Origin of the sequence: Psychrobacter sp. APC 3426, assembly GCF_030408035.1 — a bacterium.
GTDB lineage: Bacteria > Pseudomonadota > Gammaproteobacteria > Pseudomonadales > Moraxellaceae > Psychrobacter.
Window position 1 is genome coordinate 88190 of record NZ_JASDCF010000002.1, and the last position, 17048, is coordinate 105237.

Here is a 17048-nt window from a genome sequence, read left to right on the forward strand (position 1 = left end):
AATCGTACAAATTTTTAATACACTAGCAAATTGAACTGAGCGCTATCAGTAGTAGGATTGTTAATAGTCACTGCACCTACGCTTACTATACCTGCAATTCTAAAACCTACAACTAGAAATACCAGGTATTACTTTTATAGGTGATAAGCAGTGGCTTTCATGCGATTGGCCATCCAGCGCATTGTTTGACGGACTGGTGGAGATAATGCTGCGCCGCCACTGGCTAACGCCAGCTCACGATGATGCAATTCTTCAATATCCATTTGCGCCAGTATCTCTTTTGAGCGCTTATCATGTTCGGGCAGCTGTTTGATATGGTCTTGCAAATGCTCGCTGACCTGAGCTTCGGTCTCTGCCACGAACCCCAAGCTAAACTCGTTAGAGATGGCACCAGCAACCGCACCAAGACCGAAAGACATGCCATACCATAATGGTGTAAAGACACTGGCATGACTGCCAAGCTCATCTAGTCGAGTCTCACACCAAACCAGATGGTCGACCTCTTCTTCAGCGGATTGTTGCATGGCTTGTTTGACGCCATCATCTTTTGCGGCAAATGCTTGCCCATGATATAGACCTTGCGCGCATACTTCGCCGGTATGGTTTATACGCATCAATCCTGCGACATGCCGCGCTTCGGTGATGGTCAGCTCAGGAATCTCATCACTACTGACAGGCAGAGGACGGGTACTGGGGTTTGAGTGTGGTACGACAGCTCGTAATGCCTTATCGACCCCAAGTAATAATTGGTCGATTTTGGATAAGGGACGCGGGGCCATAATTCACTCCTGATGGCTTTGGATACAGTCAAATAAAGGGGGTGTTTTTAAATTATCGATTGTTAAGGTGTCAGTTTTCAAGGTTGTTTTTAAGTGTTTAAATTGCTGTTTACACCATTATAGTCATGACTTGATAAACCTTACTATAGCAAACAATCCAAATTTTCCGCATCAATATTATGGGTTTGATGAGTCAATGTTTGCTATGGTGACAAGACGCTCAGTATTGGCATACGGATAATCAGTTGTGTCGTCATTATAAGACGACGTCATCATGCGTTTGGATGACTGCATTTTTAATGTGTTTATTAAGTTTAATATATAAAAAAGTACCAAATACAATATTAAGCAAACCTGTCACTAAAAAGAGCTGTGGTAGGGTCAAGCCCAATGTATTTAGGATAACAATCGCAAAAATCGCAGAGGTGACCATAAATATTGCATTGAAGATATTGTTGGCACCCACGATGCGCGCGCGATGGCTCTTGGGCGCATATGCCTGCATAGAGGCATATAAAGGCACAATATATAGACCACCACTAAAGCCTAAAAAGAATAAATCTGCAAAGACGCGCCAGCTACCACTCATACCAAACAAATCGCCAATGCCAAGCAGAGTATCATTATTCACCGCCATATTAAGACCTGATAATGAAAAATATAAGTCGATAGCAAAGATGCTTAAACCTGCAATACCGAATGGCAACAGGCGCAAGCTAACTTGGTTTTTGGTCAGTGATTTACATAATAGTGAGCCAATCGACACACCAACAGAAAATAGCGTCAATAGGAAAATAACCACTGACTCATCACCTTGTAAGATGACTTTGCTAAATTCAGGTGTTTGAGTGAGAAACGTCGCGCCATAAAACCAAAACCAGCTGTTGCCCAGAATGACAAAGAACAAAAACGGCAATGAATATAAATAGCGTACCGTGGCTAAGCTTGTGGTAAAAATGTTCCAGTTGATTTTCAGGTTCGGCTGCATCGCTGGCATGGTTGGAATATAACGTGAAGCCAAATAACCCAAAACCGCGACCACCAATACGCTGGCGCTAATCCAATATAAAGACTGCGATAATTGGGTTAACACTCCTGCGATAATCATACCAAGCAGAATGGCGAGCGATGTGCCCATTTGAAACAAACCATTGGCGCCAACAAGCTCATCTTCTTTCATGGCTTGTGGTAAGTAAGCGTATTTAATCGGTCCAAAAAAGGTCGAGTGCGTGCCCATCAAAAACAACGCCACAAACAGCAGGGCATACCATTCAAAGACAAAACCAATAGCAGCGACCGTCATTATCACCAGTTCAAGCAGCTTAATAAAGCGCGTGAGCTTAGATTTTTCGAACTTATCTGCAATCTGACCTGCCAATGCTGAAAACAAAAAATAGGGCAGAATAAACAACATCGCGGCCAAGTTATTTAGAATACTGACTTCCATGCCTAACTGACTAGCAGCGGTGTAAGTCAGTACCAGTATCAAGGCTTGCTTAAAGATGTTGTCATTGAAGGCGCCCAAAAACTGGGTAAAAAACATGGCGCTAAAACGGCGGCGCTTGAATAACTGAAACTGGTTGGCCATGAAAATTCCTACAGATGGGTCGCGGCTGGTGGATTAAAGGAAGATTGTTAAAGTAAGACACTATATGCCAATTTTGCTATCAAAGGTAATTATCAACAGTATCAAAAACTTATCGAAATATAGCATAGGTTTTATTAATATTAAGCCGTATAATAGCAAGGCTTGCTCAAAAATACATGCCGCCCACGCTATGATTTCATCATTATCTAAGTTATGATTTGTAAATTTTACAAGGTTGCACCGTAATTCGTTAGTAACGATGAAGCCTTGCTATGGTTAGCTTCTAGGTGGTTTTTTAAGCCTAAAGGCTCTTGCGAATTAGGCAGGTATGTCTCAAGAAGCAGATATAAAAAGTAGCTTTAACGAAAGATTGTAAAAAGCATCTTTAAATAGGTGGTTGAAACTATAAACTGTCGTAAAGATTGGCTGATAACTTTATTATTAGCCTGATGAAAAGCAAACCAGTAAACCACTAATTCAAAACAACTGCTATAAGTTTATTCACCGGTAAGACCTAGCGACTGTTATCGCTCATCATATAGTGCCGCGTGAGGTGATAGGAAATACACATGAAACATCAGCCTTCAACTCTAGCGCGCAACATATCGCCTCTGCAGCGTGATATGCCGAATATTGACGATAGCACCAGCATGCTAGCCCCTCGTATTAATGCCTCGCGCACTCGTTTTGCCCGTTCCGCACTTTTCACTGCCTTGACAACGAGCTTCGTTGGCTTTGGTGTGGCACCAGCGGCGTTTGCTGAAACGCTCAGCAATACAAACAATACTAACCCCTCTATCAGTAAGTCAGTTGCGACCAACCCGTCAACCACAACGACAGATGTTGGGCTTGTCGATGCTGAATCTATCAATAATAAAGTGGCAAATAATGACACGCAGTTGGATATTGCTTTAGATGCTTTGCGCCTAAAAAAAGCGGTAGAACAAGGTGTCATTGATCAATCGGTATTGGATGATTATCGCGAGCAAAGCTTAGGCCTCAAAAAGCCAGATTCAAAACAGTCACCTAACCAGTCACCGAGCGCATCAACCTTCCAAACAGATGCTAATGAAGGTTTCGATGATAGGGATGAGTTAAACGGTACTCAGGCCGATGTGTCTGACGACTACAATGCTAATAATGACGACTTATTACAGCAAGCAACCGCGATACAGCAGCAGGGTTATCAGATGATGACACCTGAGCAAATAGATCGTGAGCTGGCTGCGATGGATATGGAAAACGCCCAAGATATCGATAATATCAATGGCATTGGGAATAGTACCAATAATAGCTTTAATGATAATAGTGGCGCTAATAATACCAATTATCCAAGTAATGGCGACTTTGATGCGCCAATCGCGACATTAAATGATACCACCCCGCCCATCGGGCTAGACGTGGATTTAGATGCGACCAATCTGCCAGCACCAAGCAACCTAGAGACCTTAGGTAAAAATCAAACAGCGGCGGAACAGGCAGAGACCGCTGAGGTTATGTCGCGTCCGATTACTGTCAGTGATTCGGTCAGTAGTGGGCGTGTAGATGAGTCAGGTGATATTAGCGATGAGATTTCAGCAAGTGCTGATGGTATTCTGAATGGAGGTGAGACACCATCAGCTGCTATCAATCCTGATGATTATTTACCAGACTATCAGACCGAGACTCAGGCAGTCAGTCAAAGCATCGAACAAGCCGATAAACCCAAGCCATTGGCTCGTAATAATGGCAATATTGTGAAGCGACTTTATAATCGCTTGTTTAATGCGGGCGCGATGTCTTTGCCGCATGTTGAAACCACGGTTTATTTGCAGCAAGCGGCAGGTGATGCGACTGCTGATGGCAAACCAAAACTCACCAAGGCGGACGATGACGTCCAACCAGTGAAAAACATCAAAGCCGCCCTTGACGACACCACGGTGCAGTCTGTCGTTGACTTTACCGCGGCCTTGCCACGTTTGCGTCAAACCGCATTAGATGCTGCAAAAGCAGTTGGCTATTACGATATAACGTTGCGTCTGCGTCAACCTAACCGTGACACGCTCGATGTCGTCATAGAAAAGCTAGGCGAGCCGGTACGTGTGGATAGTCGTATTGTCGAGATTCGCGGTGAAGGCCGTGAGCAAACAGAGTTCGCAACCTTAGAAAAAGAATTACCGCCACAAGAGGGTGATATTTTCAATCACCGTGTTTATAAAAATAGCAAGGCAGCGCTTGAGTCTTTGAGTAACACCTACGGTTACTTCGATGAGTATTGGCTAAATAAATCTGTCGATATCATCTTGCCAGATAATACGGCAGACGTATCTTTGGTGTATAACACCGGTGATCGTTATGAGTTTGATGACGTCGTGTTTTTTACTTATGATGAGGCGACCAATACACTGACTCAAGACCCTGATAAGCTCCCTGTTGAGCTGTCTTTATTGCAGCAACTGCTTGATTTTAAGCCGGGTGATAAGTTCTATCGTCCAGCGGTCACTAAGTTTAGTAATGATTTATCAGCGACTCGTTATTTCAATACCGTCAACGTCGAATCCATATTGCCGCCAGATGATAGTAGTGAAGCGAGTACCTTAGCTTTTGACAATGCACCAACTGATAGTAACAATAGCGATGAGCGCTTAGATGGCGATGTCACTAATGGTATCCCTGCTACTACGAACAGTAATGAAAGTCCATCTGCCACTAATAATGGCCGTGTCAGCACCGCAAACAGCAGTAATGACAATGGGGATGGTGTAGACAGTGAAGGTGGCGCGACCACTAGCAGTAGCGGAGAGACAGTTAATGCCGCTGATATTGCTGCTATCGAGTTTGAAGCGGATGAAGAGACGCTCGATAAACTGCAAGCCATCAAACAAAAAGCTGAACGCTTAAGTCGTTTGCCAAATGACCGTGTATTGGATGAAAAAGACCAAGAAGCAGACAGTATTTTGGGTAAAATCAGCGACTCAATCAGTAATGTCGCTCAAAAAATATTCCCTGACGAAAAAAGCCTACTGGCTGATGAAAACTTTGTACCACCAACCTTAGCAGGGCGTAAAACACCACAAGAAGTGGCTGAAAGCAAAAAAGTGCCACTCTACGTGTTCGTGTCTTCTAGCAAGCCACGTGATGCCCAAGTCGGTCTAGGTTATGGGACAGATACGGGGGTACGGGCAACCGCAAAAATTGATTATAACTTGCTCAATCGTCAAGGCTATCAAGCGGGTGTAGAAACTGAGGTGTCGAGAATTACCAAAAATGTCGCCGTTTATGGCAGCAGACCTTGGAAGCATCCGCTCAATGATAAGTTAGATGGGCGTTTAACTTACGAAGAGGAAGTCATCGATCAAGGCGAAGGTAACTTTGACTTGTCTACCAGAACGCTAAAAGCGGCAGTGGCACGCAATATCCGCCGTGAAAGTGGTTGGAATCGCAGCTACTCTTTGCGCTATCGATTGGACGAACTAGAGACTGGGGTTGATGAGGCAGAGTTGGACGACCTTCCTATACGTTTTACCTCTTCTAAGCCTAAACAGCAAGCCTTGCTGCTCGGTTATGGTATGAACAAAACTGATGTAGACAGTGCGACCAACCCGACCCGTGGTATTCGTCAGTATTATTCGCTTGAGGCGGGGACAGACAGTGCCCTTAGCGATACAGATTTGGCCATCGTTCGTGCAGGGGTTAGTGGTATCTATAGTTTTGGTGATGACAATAAGCATCAGGTACTAGGCAGTCTCAATACAGGCTATATTTGGGCAGATGACTTTTATGAAGTGCCTTATAAGCTGCGTTTCTTTGCTGGCGGTGACCAAAGTATTCGCGGCTATGACTATGAGAGCTTGTCACCATTAGATAAAGGTTATTTGACAGGCGGCCAAGTGCTCGCAGTCGGTAGTGCCGAGTATAATTATGAGTTTAGACCAGGGTTCCGCGGTGCTTTCTTTACTGATGTGGGCAATGCTTATGACAAAGACTTTGATACGGACACAAAAGTGGGTGTCGGCGTTGGTATTCGCTGGGCATCCCCTGTCGGCGTCGTACGAGTGGATGTCGCCGCTGGTGTGACAGAAGAGAGTATTCCCGTTAGACTGCATTTCTTTATTGGATCGCCTTTATAGTCTCTACCTTGTTCTATGTACTATCTATCGTGCCGATTGCTGGTAATCATTCTTTAACGTAGTTGAGTGTCATGCTGACAAAAAACACCCCACCAAATAGCTCACCAGATGAAGATCCAGCACAGCGCGATGCTCGCGCCGTCAGGCGTTGGTATCCGCTGTCTTTTTTGCTCAAACTGTTGGTGCTGATTTTAATTGTATTGGCAGTTATGTTTGCGGTGTTTTTTTATGCAGCAGGCACAGAGTCTGGTACCAAATTCATATTAGAAAAAGTCGGTGCCGAGACGGGTATCAAGTTTAAATATGGTCGCGGTAATTTGCGTGATGGCATTTGGGTGAGCGATATCGATATCGAGGCGACCGAAGACCTTGAGGTATTGGTGGATAAAGCCTACGTCAAGATAGGCTGGCGCGCTGTGTTTGCTAAAGAAGTGCATCTGCGCGATGCAGACATTCACAATATCGAGATTATCAATAACAAGCCACCAACAGGTGAACCGTTCGATTATAAAACCCTGCAACTGCCAGTTAATTTGCGTTTTGACCAAGCAAAAATAAAAAACATCATCTATAAGCAAGTGACCAAAGAGCCTATCGTTGTCCATGATATCGCCGCGCGAGATTTGACGTGGGTTGGGAGTTTGGTAACAGTGGGTCGCGGTGACTTGCAGTATGCCGATATTGTCAAGGTCAGTGCTTTGCAAGGTGAGGTTGATTTACAAGGTGACTATCCACTAGATTTGAGCGCCATCGCTGAAGTCAGTGCCTTAGAAAAAGCCTACATAGATCCGCTTAATATCACCGCCACAGGGACACTCAAACGTACCGTTGGTAAAGTGCGCAGTCGCTATAATGACAGTGATGTCAGCGGTGATTTTGTGGCGCAAGGCCTGGATGAAGGTTCGCCGTTTCAGGCAAAGTTGCAATGGGATGATATTCTCATTCCTTATGCCGAGAGCCAAAACATTCGTCTCAAAAGCGGTACGGCGACGGCCACAGGGGTCATCTCTGAGATACGTCTGCGTATCAACACCGAGTTGACCGCTAAAGACATCCCTTCAGGTCATTATCAGGGTCGCGGTATTATTGCGAATAGCCAATTGCGCGTTGATCGTTTAGATGCGCAGGTACCAGCTGGCAATTTGGTGTTGCAAGGTATCTTAGATTGGCAAGACAGCTTCGATGCAAAAGTACGCGCAACTGGCAGTAACTTTGACATTCGCCGTGCTATTCCGGACGACTATGCTGATTTCAAAGTGTATGCACCGCAGAAGCTAAATGGTCGGTTATCCGTGCATTACCAGCACCGAAACAGCACTGGAAATCTAGAGATGGACGCAGACCTGCGTCAGCGTGATGGTGAGCATGTCAATGCAAATATCGTCCGTGGCAAGGTCTCAGCCAAATCAAAACAAGCAGCGCCACTATATATCGATGCGCGCTGGCAAAACCTCGTTCGTAAAGACATCCCTAATATTGGTAACATTGACAGTCCACGTGGTCAGGCAGACGTCATCGTCCGCGGCTCACAACTCTCAGTCGATGCCAATGCGGTCATCAATGAGCTCAATGCCGCTCCTAAAGGTAACTATGATGTGCGTGTCCGTAAAGCGGGAGATGTCATTGATATTAATCGCCTCAATTATAATGGCATCGTGGGTGACTTGTCTGGTACGGGACAAATCCAATTGGCGAGCAAAAACCGTCCGCTGACCTGGCAGATTGACGCGCGCACCAAGGGTTTGCTACCCAAAGAGTATCGTAGCGATTTGCCACTGGAGCGACTAACCGGTAGTGTCAATGCCCGTGGTCGCTTACTAAATATTAAAAAAGGTGGTGTGAGTGGTCAGCGTCATATCATCACGTTGAACAATACCGACTTACAAGCACGGCTTGATGCCACCCAAGACGGGCGTACCATCGGTGTCACCGGCGCTGGTGATGCTAGCGTTGATATCGTGGGCGGTGAGCTGTCTGTGTTTGATGCACGCTTTGATGGTCAAGTCGATACTGCCGATGTACCTAAAGGTCGCCTATCGATTGATGCGGCTGGCACGCCCAAATTAATCAGCATTCGTAAATTGAATTACAACGGTGAGGCTGGTGCGGTGAACGCCAAGGGTGTCATTGACTTACGTAAAAATATTGGTTGGACGGTAGAGGGTCGTTTTGACAAGTTTAATGTGGGTTATTTCTTACCCAATAATCCAGCGATTGTTACCGGTGATTTAACGACCAGCGGTGAGTGGCAAACGCCACCTAAGAACAGTGCAAATACGCCAGGTAGGCTGCAACGTTTTGCCGTGAATTTTGATGGAGTGTTAGATGCTGAACAACTACCCGCCGGCAAGCTAACGATTGACGCTAGCGGTGATGCCCAACAGATTCTTATCAAGCGTTTCCGTCATGTAGGGGCAGCAGGTAGTATTGATGCGAAAGGTACTGTTGATGTGCGTCAAGGTATCGCTTGGGATATCAATGCAGTAATGGATCGATTTAATGTCGGTTATTTTCTAAAGGATACGCCAAGTCTTATCACTGGCACCATCGATACGGATGGGCGCTGGAGTGACAACCAACAAATTATTAATGTCAAACAAGTCAACTTAAGCGGCATGCTAAAAGGCCAACCGCTCAGTGCCAAAGGCAGCTTGGCGGCAAAAATGCGTTTGCCTAAAGATTTGGCAAGCTACTTTAAGCGTCTACAAACACAAGATGCACAGGCCCAATATAAGCAAGTGAATGCGTTAATTGATAGCTTAAATGCAGACAACTTAGTGCTGCGTTGGGGCGACAATTACGTTACCGCCAATGGTAATGCCAAGCAGCTACAGGCCAAGGTTAATATCACCAGTTTAGACCAGCTGTCAGATAAATTGGCGGGCAAGGTCACAGGCGGTGCCACCTTATCACAGCCAGCAAGGCAAGCCTTACCAACCCTCTATATTGACTTGGTGGGTGAACGTATTACCTTGCCAGGCTTTATTCTGCGCCAAGGCCGCGTGCGTGGCAAGCTGGTCAATCTAGCAAACAGCCCTAGTCAGCTGATTGTGACTGCTGAAGGTTTGGATGCTGCTGGACAGAGTTTTAAAAGTGTTAAAGCCACCTTCAATGGCACTGAGCAGGCACATGTGGTTGACCTTAATGTTGCTAACGAGCAGCTTGATATTGGCGCCAGACTCAAAGGTGGTTTTAATCGTGACAACCTAATCTGGTCAGGGGTAATTGGTAAAGGCCGTGTGAAATCTAAATATGCCACCTTAAACCAGTTACAGCCAGCGCAATTAATTGTCAATCTGCCCAATGATCAACGTGGCAATAGCAGTGATTTAAAGGTGCAGATGGCAGCACATTGTTGGCAGGCAACTGACCAAACTGGCAAACTTTGCTTACGTGAAAACTTGGTCGCATCACCAGATAAAGGTGAGGTCAATGTGGCATTGCAGAATCTAGACACCTCGTTGTTCTCAGTGTTTTTGCCCAAAGACATCGAGTGGCATGGCAAAATTAATGGTAAGGCCATCGTTGGCTGGCAAAAAGGTCGTGCACCGACTATCAATACCACACTGTACTCAGACAATGGCAAAATCGGTTTGATTCAAGATGGCGATAGTGAGCCGGTTACCTTGCCGTACAAGCGTGTTTCCCTCATTGCTTTGTCAGTCCCTGAAGGCATCAAACTGCGTACGGATATCAATACGGGTCGCGGTGCGCGTGGCTACGCTGAAGTTGTCGTTGATCCGTATAAAACGCCGAAGCCAATCTCTGGCGCACTGGTACTTAATGAGTTGAACTTGGCAGTGTTTAAGCCATTCTTCCCAGGTATGCGAGTATTAGAAGGTGACGTCACCATGGCAGGCGGGCTTGGCGGTACTTTAGATAAGCCACAGTTCTATGGTGATGTAAAATTGGCCAATGGCCGCATTGCCATGCTTGATTTGCCTGTGAATTTGCGGAAGGTCAACGTCGAGGCCAAAATTCGAGGTACACAAGCGACCATTGATGGTACGTTTAATAGTGGTTCAGGTGCAGGTAACTTGACTGGTACAGTCAATTGGCAACAAAAACTGCAAGCGAAGCTCAGCATCATCGGCGAACGCTTGGTGATTACGCAGCCACCATTGCTAGTCGCTGAGATTAACCCTGATATCGATATCATCGTGCGCCCAGGCGATCGTTATGTCGATATTAAGGGGGCAGTGAGTGTGCCATCGGCGACCATTCGTCCACCAGAGGCCAGTGAAGATATCATTACTCAAACAGAAGACGCCGTCGTCCTTGATCGCCGCTTGATTGGTAATATCGATGAAGTCTTGGCTATCTCAAAACCTTGGTCGATTAATGCCGATATCGGTGTTGACTTGGGTGAGGATATTAACTTCCGTGGTTTTGGTGCGGTCATTCCTTTGGCTGGTGCCATTAACATCAATCAAAATGGCACTGGGGTCATGCGTGCCAAAGGGGTGGTGCAGGTATCACGTCGTACCAATATCAATGCTTTTGGGCAGAGTTTAGAGTTGAACTATGGTCAGGTACGATTCAATGGTGATGTGATGAAGCCTAGCCTCAGTATCGAAGCGGTCAAAACCATCAGTGGTAAAACAGTGGGGCTACGGGTTAAAGGCAATGTCGAAAACCCAAATATCATCGTCTTTAATAATGCAGGCTTGACCCAGCAGCAAGCGATGAATGCCTTGGTCACCGGCCGTATCAATAACAAGAGCGCCACCCAAATCAGTGAGCAAGGATTTAAGTCGCAAGTCACTAATAACTTAGCAGCAGCAGGACTGAGCTTTGGACTGAGTGGGACACGCAGCTTAACCAATCAGATAGGTCAGGTTTTTGGTCTGCAAAGTCTGACCGTGGACGCCTCAGGCAGCAGTGAGGATACCAATGTCAATGTCACAGGCTACGTGACCCCTGACTTATATATCCGCTATGGTGTGGGTGTCTTTAATGCCCAAAACAGTCTGTCGATTCGTTATCAGCTGACACGACGTATCTACGTTGAAGCCACATCAGCCGCAGAGAACGCCGTGGATGTGGTCTATAGTTGGCAGTTCTAAACGTCAGCGCTCATATGCTAAGTATCATCTGCTGCATATTGAGTGTGTATCGCCAGCATATCAATGCATTAGGTGAGTGAAGGTATTTAATAACCATACTTTATAATTGTCAGCCAAAAAAACGCCTTTTGATAAGGCGTTTTTTTATAATAGTCAGTCGTTAAATCAACCATTCAATACTGAGTGCTTGTCACTCTATTTCGTTAGAATTAAGCGATTATTACGGGTCAAGCGTAGTCGATACTCTTCACCTTCATGCTCGATACGCACCTCTTTGGTCAAAGCAAAAAGATGCTGGGATTGTAAGGTAGGCAGACGATTTTCGCGGCAGTTTAAATAACGAGAGATGACCATGCTCATAGTAAATTCCTTTTGATAAAACAATAAGTAGTAATAGAAAAACACCTTTAACGATAATAATTATCATTTAGATTTGGTGATTTTGCAAGCCAATTGATAAAATAAAATGCAGACTTTATGTAAACTTATCTAAATCTACTGTGCTGCCTGATTTGTCAGCACTGCTCTTGCAGTGGGGTATTATAAAAATACTATTATTAATCAGCTATTTACTCTGATTTTAAATATTTTTTGCTTATAGCACTGTTAATGAGCATGATGATGAAACTAGCAATAGTGACAGCGACAGCAGTAATAAAATCTGTAAAAAACAGCCATGAAAAATAGTGATAAAGGACATCTATGCCAAGTTCAGTAAACACTCAGTCAGCAACTAACAGGGTCAACACAGTAACGGGTACAGCAATGACGGTAAACGTTGCCGTTGCGGTTATCCATTATCAGGATTGGTATTTACTTGGATTTCGCAGTGCCGCCCAACATCAAGGCAATCGCTACGAATTTGTAGGTGGCAAGATAGAAGCTAGCGAGACCGCAAAGCAGGCGTTAATTAGAGAGGTCGCTGAAGAGACTGGTATCGATATTCAAGACAATATCATTGTTAAGCTTGGGCGTTTGCATCATAACTACGGGGATAAGCAGGTCAGCTTGCAGGTTTATAAAAGCGAATTGACTGACGAGCAGTTTACACAATACAAGGACTGCCAGTACGGATTAGAAGGACAGGTGCTAACATGGGTGCCACTGTCTGAGCTATTGGCAGAGAGATATCCTCTACCGGCTGCCAATAAGACGATTTTAGAATGGCTTAGAGTACCCGCTAAGATAACGATTACTTATCCCTTAGCGTATTTTAATGATTGTTCTGAGTCAGCCGTAGCATGGCTTGAATTTCATCAAGAAAAGCTAACCACTGCCGCTTGGGTATATATTCGAGTAAAAGATGTCACCTTAAGGGACTCGCAGAGTCTAGCAGCCAAGTTACTCGCTGCGCGACCAGACATTCGGGCGATATTGCCATATGATGATAGGGGTGCTATGAGCAAATCTCTTGTAGATGAAGAGCCGATGGCAGCTCAAGACAGCATTACTAATGACCACGTGGTGGCTCATCATTTAACACAAAGCGATTTGATGCAATGGACTAAGAGTATCAAAGCAAACCTAAGCGTAAGCGTTGCCCATACGTCACAGAGTGATATCTTATTAAACGGTATTCTATCAAGCAATCAACCACTCATCATCAGTTGCCATGACACTGCGAGTATTCAAGCTGCCAATCAGCTGGCCAGTGCGCGCTTACAGCAAAATTTGCCACCAGTTATTGGTGTTTTTATCTCGCCAGTACTCACCACTCAAACTCATCCTGACACTGTGCCACTTGGTTGGAAAAACTGGTCTGCACTAGCACAATTGGCAGACATGCCTGTCATCGGTTTGGGCGGCTTATCACCTAATATGATTGACCACGCCTTACAGTATGGTGGTATCAGCGTTGCTGGTATTCGTCAGTTCTTGTAACCAATGAAATCATAACGATCATATCCTTAAACGGGTGCTAGCTCACGTTATGTCAGCGTTGTCAGCAGTTAATCAACGTCGATACAAATGCCTGATTTTGAAGATATTTAGCCAGTGAGTAACTATGTGTTTATTCTATAATATAAACACAGAATTACTTACAAACCGTTGCGTTTCCCTACATTGCGACACTGTTTTAATAGCGCCGCTGCCATTAGTATAGACTACCTGATTACAGAGTGCTTATTCTAGATTACGCAGGCGTATTGCTTGTCAAAGCACTTCTGAGCATTTCCCATAAGATTTAATTTTGACGCTTAGTTATTATCCTTAATATTACTTATAATGAGTTTTAATTAAGTGTTATTTTCAAGAAATTAGAGTCAAATGAAGATGTGTACAAAGACCTTTAACGGTCAAAATTAATGAACAGATTTATTAATTAAAACCACTATTACTAATATGGTATACCTATGAAAACCAACAAGTTACCTCAATCAGAATGGTCTGATTTACAGGAATCTGGTTCTCAATCTCAGCAGACTAACCAGTCGAGCAGCCATTATCTGAATAATGATAATGTTGGGCAGGCAGGTTATGCTAGTAACGATGACAGTTACTGTTACGATATCTTGAACGACGATTACTCGAACCATTTGGCAAAGGATACGTCTTCGCAAGACAGCTATTTTGGATATAAAAGCGCCGACAAGAGCCTGATAAAGGCATATGAGTCTGCTATGATTGACAGCTATGATGTAGAAAATGATGAGCCAAAGCACAGCGACACTGAAGACTTCAATATCGTTAATGGCTATCATCCACAACACTCAGAAAATCTGAGTGTTGAACAGCCTACAGCGACGAGCTCATCAGAGAGTGAGGTTGATACTTTAATAGATACTAAAAGTAGAAACCTCAGCTTGGATTCAACGACGTCAGCACCTATGACTACTGATACCTACAACGAGATACCGGAGCGCATATTTATGAATGGACTGATTAAGCACACAGGTATCGCTTTAGCAATCATCATACCCTTAGCAGCGTTTTCAGCTTATGCAGCCACGCCGCCGGTGAATACTGCGGCTAATGCCACAACGGACAAAACCACGACAGAGACATTGTCCGTTAAACCAAGTGCTATTATTCATAATAAGTCGGCAAATACGCCAACGACAGTCGATAGTGTGGATCTCAAAAAGTATGCAGGTACTTGGTATGAGATAGGGCGCTTGCCGATGTATTTTCAGCGTAATTGTGCCAGTGATGTCACTGCTACTTATACTGAAAAGACTGACGGCTCAGGTATCATCGTTACCAATAAATGTGCAGATAAGGATGGTGCTGATATTGTCGCTGATGGCTTGGCCAAGCCTGTGGATGATACAGGTAGCAAGTTAAAAGTGACATTTTTACCGTCTTGGATTCGTTGGTTACCTGTTGGTCGTGCAGATTACTGGGTATTGGCGCGCGATGCTGATTATAAGACAGCATTGGTCGGCACCCCTGACAAAGATTATCTATGGCTGTTGGCTCGTTCACCCAACGTCAGTCAAGAAACGTATGCAAAGTATCGTCAGATTGCTCAGCAACAAGGCTATGATTTAAAAGAGTTTAAGCTGACGCCGCAAACCAATCAAACCGTTAGCTTGGTTCCGTAAGCTTAATGCCATACGCTTGATTTCTAAATATTTGGTCTCATAACAGTGATAGTCATGGCTTTATTTTGTTCAATGACTTAGCTGACTTTATAGGCAAATAGCAACATAATCATGTATAGGTTTTTTGAGACAAAAAATGAAGGTGGCTTATTGTGCTGCCTTTATTTTTATAAAGACGGCTATAGCTGAATAAAATACCATATAACGCATAGCATATCGGTTATCACTGGCAAAATAAGGCGTTTTAGTCTAAAATCTACCCCATCTAAATACGCTACTGCGAATAATCGAAATAGAAAGATTTCGGTTATCCTGTAAACGTCGATATTTAGAGAACATATTCCTCTCTATCTGTATTTCTTTACCTTCTACTGATCATACATTACTGACCATAAGGATGTTTCTCGTGAGCAACGCTGATACCTTACGCCAATTACATCAAGACCATTTGAGCAACTATAATAACCAAGAGCAACAAGCTATTGAGCTGATGGGGTTATTAAACAAGCTCTACAATGAGCAAGACGTGCAAGTTACCTTGTTCGGTGAAACCCTAGACACTACCTCCGTTGGTCAAATACTAGCATTGCATCAAAAAGTTGCATTGCGTGACCAAGGTGCTAAGTCTATCGATATCGCTGATACTTTGGCTATGGTCAAAGCACTTGCAGATAGCAAAGACATTCAAACGGCCCGTATTGATGTGGGTCAATTGATTGCCAATGACAGCGACATACAAGCTTCTTTGCAATCTATTAATAATGACAAAAATGCGATGAATGGCGCAACAGATGTTGTGCTATATGGTTTTGGTCGTATCGGTCGTATTTTAACGCGTCTGTTGTTATCGCAAGCGTCAAGCGTAAAGGGTCTACAGTTAAAAGCCATCGTAGTACGTCCTGCAGCAGCTGGTGACTTAGCCAAGCGTGCCTCATTGTTAGAGCGTGACTCTATTCATGGTAGTTTTGCTGGCGGTGTGATTGTTGACGATGAAAACAACGGTTTGATTATTAATGGCCGCTTTGTACAAGTGATTTACGCCAATGACCCAAGCGATATCGACTATACCGCTTATGGTATCAATGATGCTCTAGTGGTTGATAACACAGGTATTTGGAAAGACGAAGCGGGTCTTGGTAAGCACTTACAATCTACTGGCGTGAAAAAAGTATTGTTAACAGCACCAGCTGGCGGTGATATCAAAAACGTCGTCTATGGTGTGAATAACGACACAGTTGGTGAAGATACTATCGTTAGTGCCGCTAGCTGTACTACCAATGCTATTACGCCAACGTTAAAAGTATTGAATGATGAATATGGCATCGAAAACGGTCACGTTGAGACGATTCACTCATTCACCAATGACCAGAACTTAATTGATAACTATCATAAAGCTGATCGCCGTGGACGTAGTGCCGTACTTAACATGGTTATCACTAGTACTGGTGCAGCAAAGGCAGTTGGTAAAGCGCTACCAGAATTGAGTGGTAAGCTGACGGGTAATGCTATCCGTGTGCCAACGCCAAACGTCAGCCTAGCAATCTTGAACTTGAACCTTAAAACAGCGCCAGCCAGTGCTGATGCGTTAAATGAGTTTATGCGCAAGGTTTCTAATAGTAGCACTTGGCAGTCACAAATCGCTTATACAGACTCTACCGAAGCGGTTTCAACTGACTTTGTTGGTACAACTCACGTTGGTATCGTTGATGCACAAGCAACTATTCTAACGGATAATCATGCCATCGTTTATATCTGGTATGACAACGAAGTGGGCTACAGCACGCAAGTATTACGCTTAGCAACGCAAATGGCCGGTATTAGCTATACGCAAATTCCAGCATAAAACCTAAGCTATACTTAGAGCCATATACTGAAATATAATACTTCAACACCCGATAGTCCGATTGGTTATCGGGTGTTATTGTCATAATGAATGCTAAGCGCAAACATAAGGCTTGATG

General features: G+C 44.3%; 8 protein-coding genes. 5 read left to right on the forward strand and 3 right to left on the reverse strand.

Annotation, left to right across the window (positions count from 1 at the left end; genetic code table 11):
- Positions 1-134: 134 nt before the first annotated feature.
- Both coq7 and QL919_RS02540 read right to left on the reverse strand, forming a co-directional pair.
- Positions 135-779, reverse strand: a complete 645-nt coding sequence (gene coq7 / locus QL919_RS02535; RefSeq protein WP_290188032.1) for a 2-polyprenyl-3-methyl-6-methoxy-1,4-benzoquinone monooxygenase — start codon at positions 777-779, stop codon at positions 135-137.
- Between the two features lie 256 nt (positions 780-1035).
- Positions 1036-2367, reverse strand: coding sequence for an MFS transporter (locus tag QL919_RS02540; protein WP_290188033.1), 1332 nt, complete (start codon positions 2365-2367; stop codon positions 1036-1038).
- Positions 2368-2936: 569 nt separating this feature from the next.
- Here QL919_RS02540 and QL919_RS02545 point away from each other — a divergent pair.
- Positions 2937-6476, forward strand: a complete 3540-nt coding sequence (locus QL919_RS02545) for a BamA/TamA family outer membrane protein (protein WP_290188034.1) — start codon at positions 2937-2939, stop codon at positions 6474-6476.
- A gap of 71 nt (positions 6477-6547) precedes the next feature.
- Positions 6548-11542, forward strand: coding sequence for a translocation/assembly module TamB domain-containing protein (locus QL919_RS02550; RefSeq protein WP_290188035.1), 4995 nt, complete (start codon positions 6548-6550; stop codon positions 11540-11542).
- Between the two features lie 195 nt (positions 11543-11737).
- Here QL919_RS02550 and QL919_RS02555 read toward each other — a convergent pair whose 3' ends face one another.
- Positions 11738-11902, reverse strand: coding sequence for a hemin uptake protein HemP (locus QL919_RS02555; protein WP_010200173.1), 165 nt, complete (start codon positions 11900-11902; stop codon positions 11738-11740).
- Between the two features lie 342 nt (positions 11903-12244).
- Between QL919_RS02555 and QL919_RS02560 the strand changes: the two genes are divergently transcribed.
- The 3 genes from QL919_RS02560 to QL919_RS02570 all read left to right on the forward strand — a co-directional run bounded on the left by QL919_RS02560 (position 12245) and on the right by QL919_RS02570 (position 16930).
- A complete protein-coding gene (locus QL919_RS02560) occupies positions 12245-13423 on the forward strand; it encodes an NUDIX domain-containing protein (protein ID WP_290188036.1) in 1179 nt (392 codons plus the stop codon).
- A 473-nt stretch (positions 13424-13896) separates the two neighbouring features.
- Positions 13897-15087 carry a lipocalin family protein gene (locus QL919_RS02565; RefSeq protein ID WP_290188037.1) on the forward strand — a complete coding sequence of 397 codons (1191 nt, stop codon included), beginning with the start codon at positions 13897-13899 and terminating at the stop codon, positions 15085-15087.
- A gap of 397 nt (positions 15088-15484) precedes the next feature.
- Positions 15485-16930 carry a glyceraldehyde-3-phosphate dehydrogenase gene (locus QL919_RS02570; RefSeq protein ID WP_290188038.1) on the forward strand — a complete coding sequence of 482 codons (1446 nt, stop codon included), beginning with the start codon at positions 15485-15487 and terminating at the stop codon, positions 16928-16930.
- The last annotated feature ends 118 nt before the right edge of the window (positions 16931-17048 follow it).

Excerpts from the sequence above, each read along its gene's own strand:
- coq7 (WP_290188032.1), bottom strand. The coding sequence starts at position 779 with ATGGCCCCGCGTCCCTTATCCAAAATCGACCAATTATTACTTGGGGTC.
- QL919_RS02540 (WP_290188033.1), bottom strand. The coding sequence starts at position 2,367 with ATGGCCAACCAGTTTCAGTTATTCAAGCGCCGCCGTTTTAGCGCCATG.
- QL919_RS02545 (WP_290188034.1), top strand. The coding sequence starts at position 2,937 with ATGAAACATCAGCCTTCAACTCTAGCGCGCAACATATCGCCTCTGCAG.
- QL919_RS02550 (WP_290188035.1), top strand. The coding sequence starts at position 6,548 with ATGCTGACAAAAAACACCCCACCAAATAGCTCACCAGATGAAGATCCA.
- QL919_RS02555 (WP_010200173.1), bottom strand. The coding sequence starts at position 11,902 with ATGAGCATGGTCATCTCTCGTTATTTAAACTGCCGCGAAAATCGTCTG.
- QL919_RS02560 (WP_290188036.1), top strand. The coding sequence starts at position 12,245 with ATGCCAAGTTCAGTAAACACTCAGTCAGCAACTAACAGGGTCAACACA.
- QL919_RS02565 (WP_290188037.1), top strand. The coding sequence starts at position 13,897 with ATGAAAACCAACAAGTTACCTCAATCAGAATGGTCTGATTTACAGGAA.
- QL919_RS02570 (WP_290188038.1), top strand. The coding sequence starts at position 15,485 with ATGTTTCTCGTGAGCAACGCTGATACCTTACGCCAATTACATCAAGAC.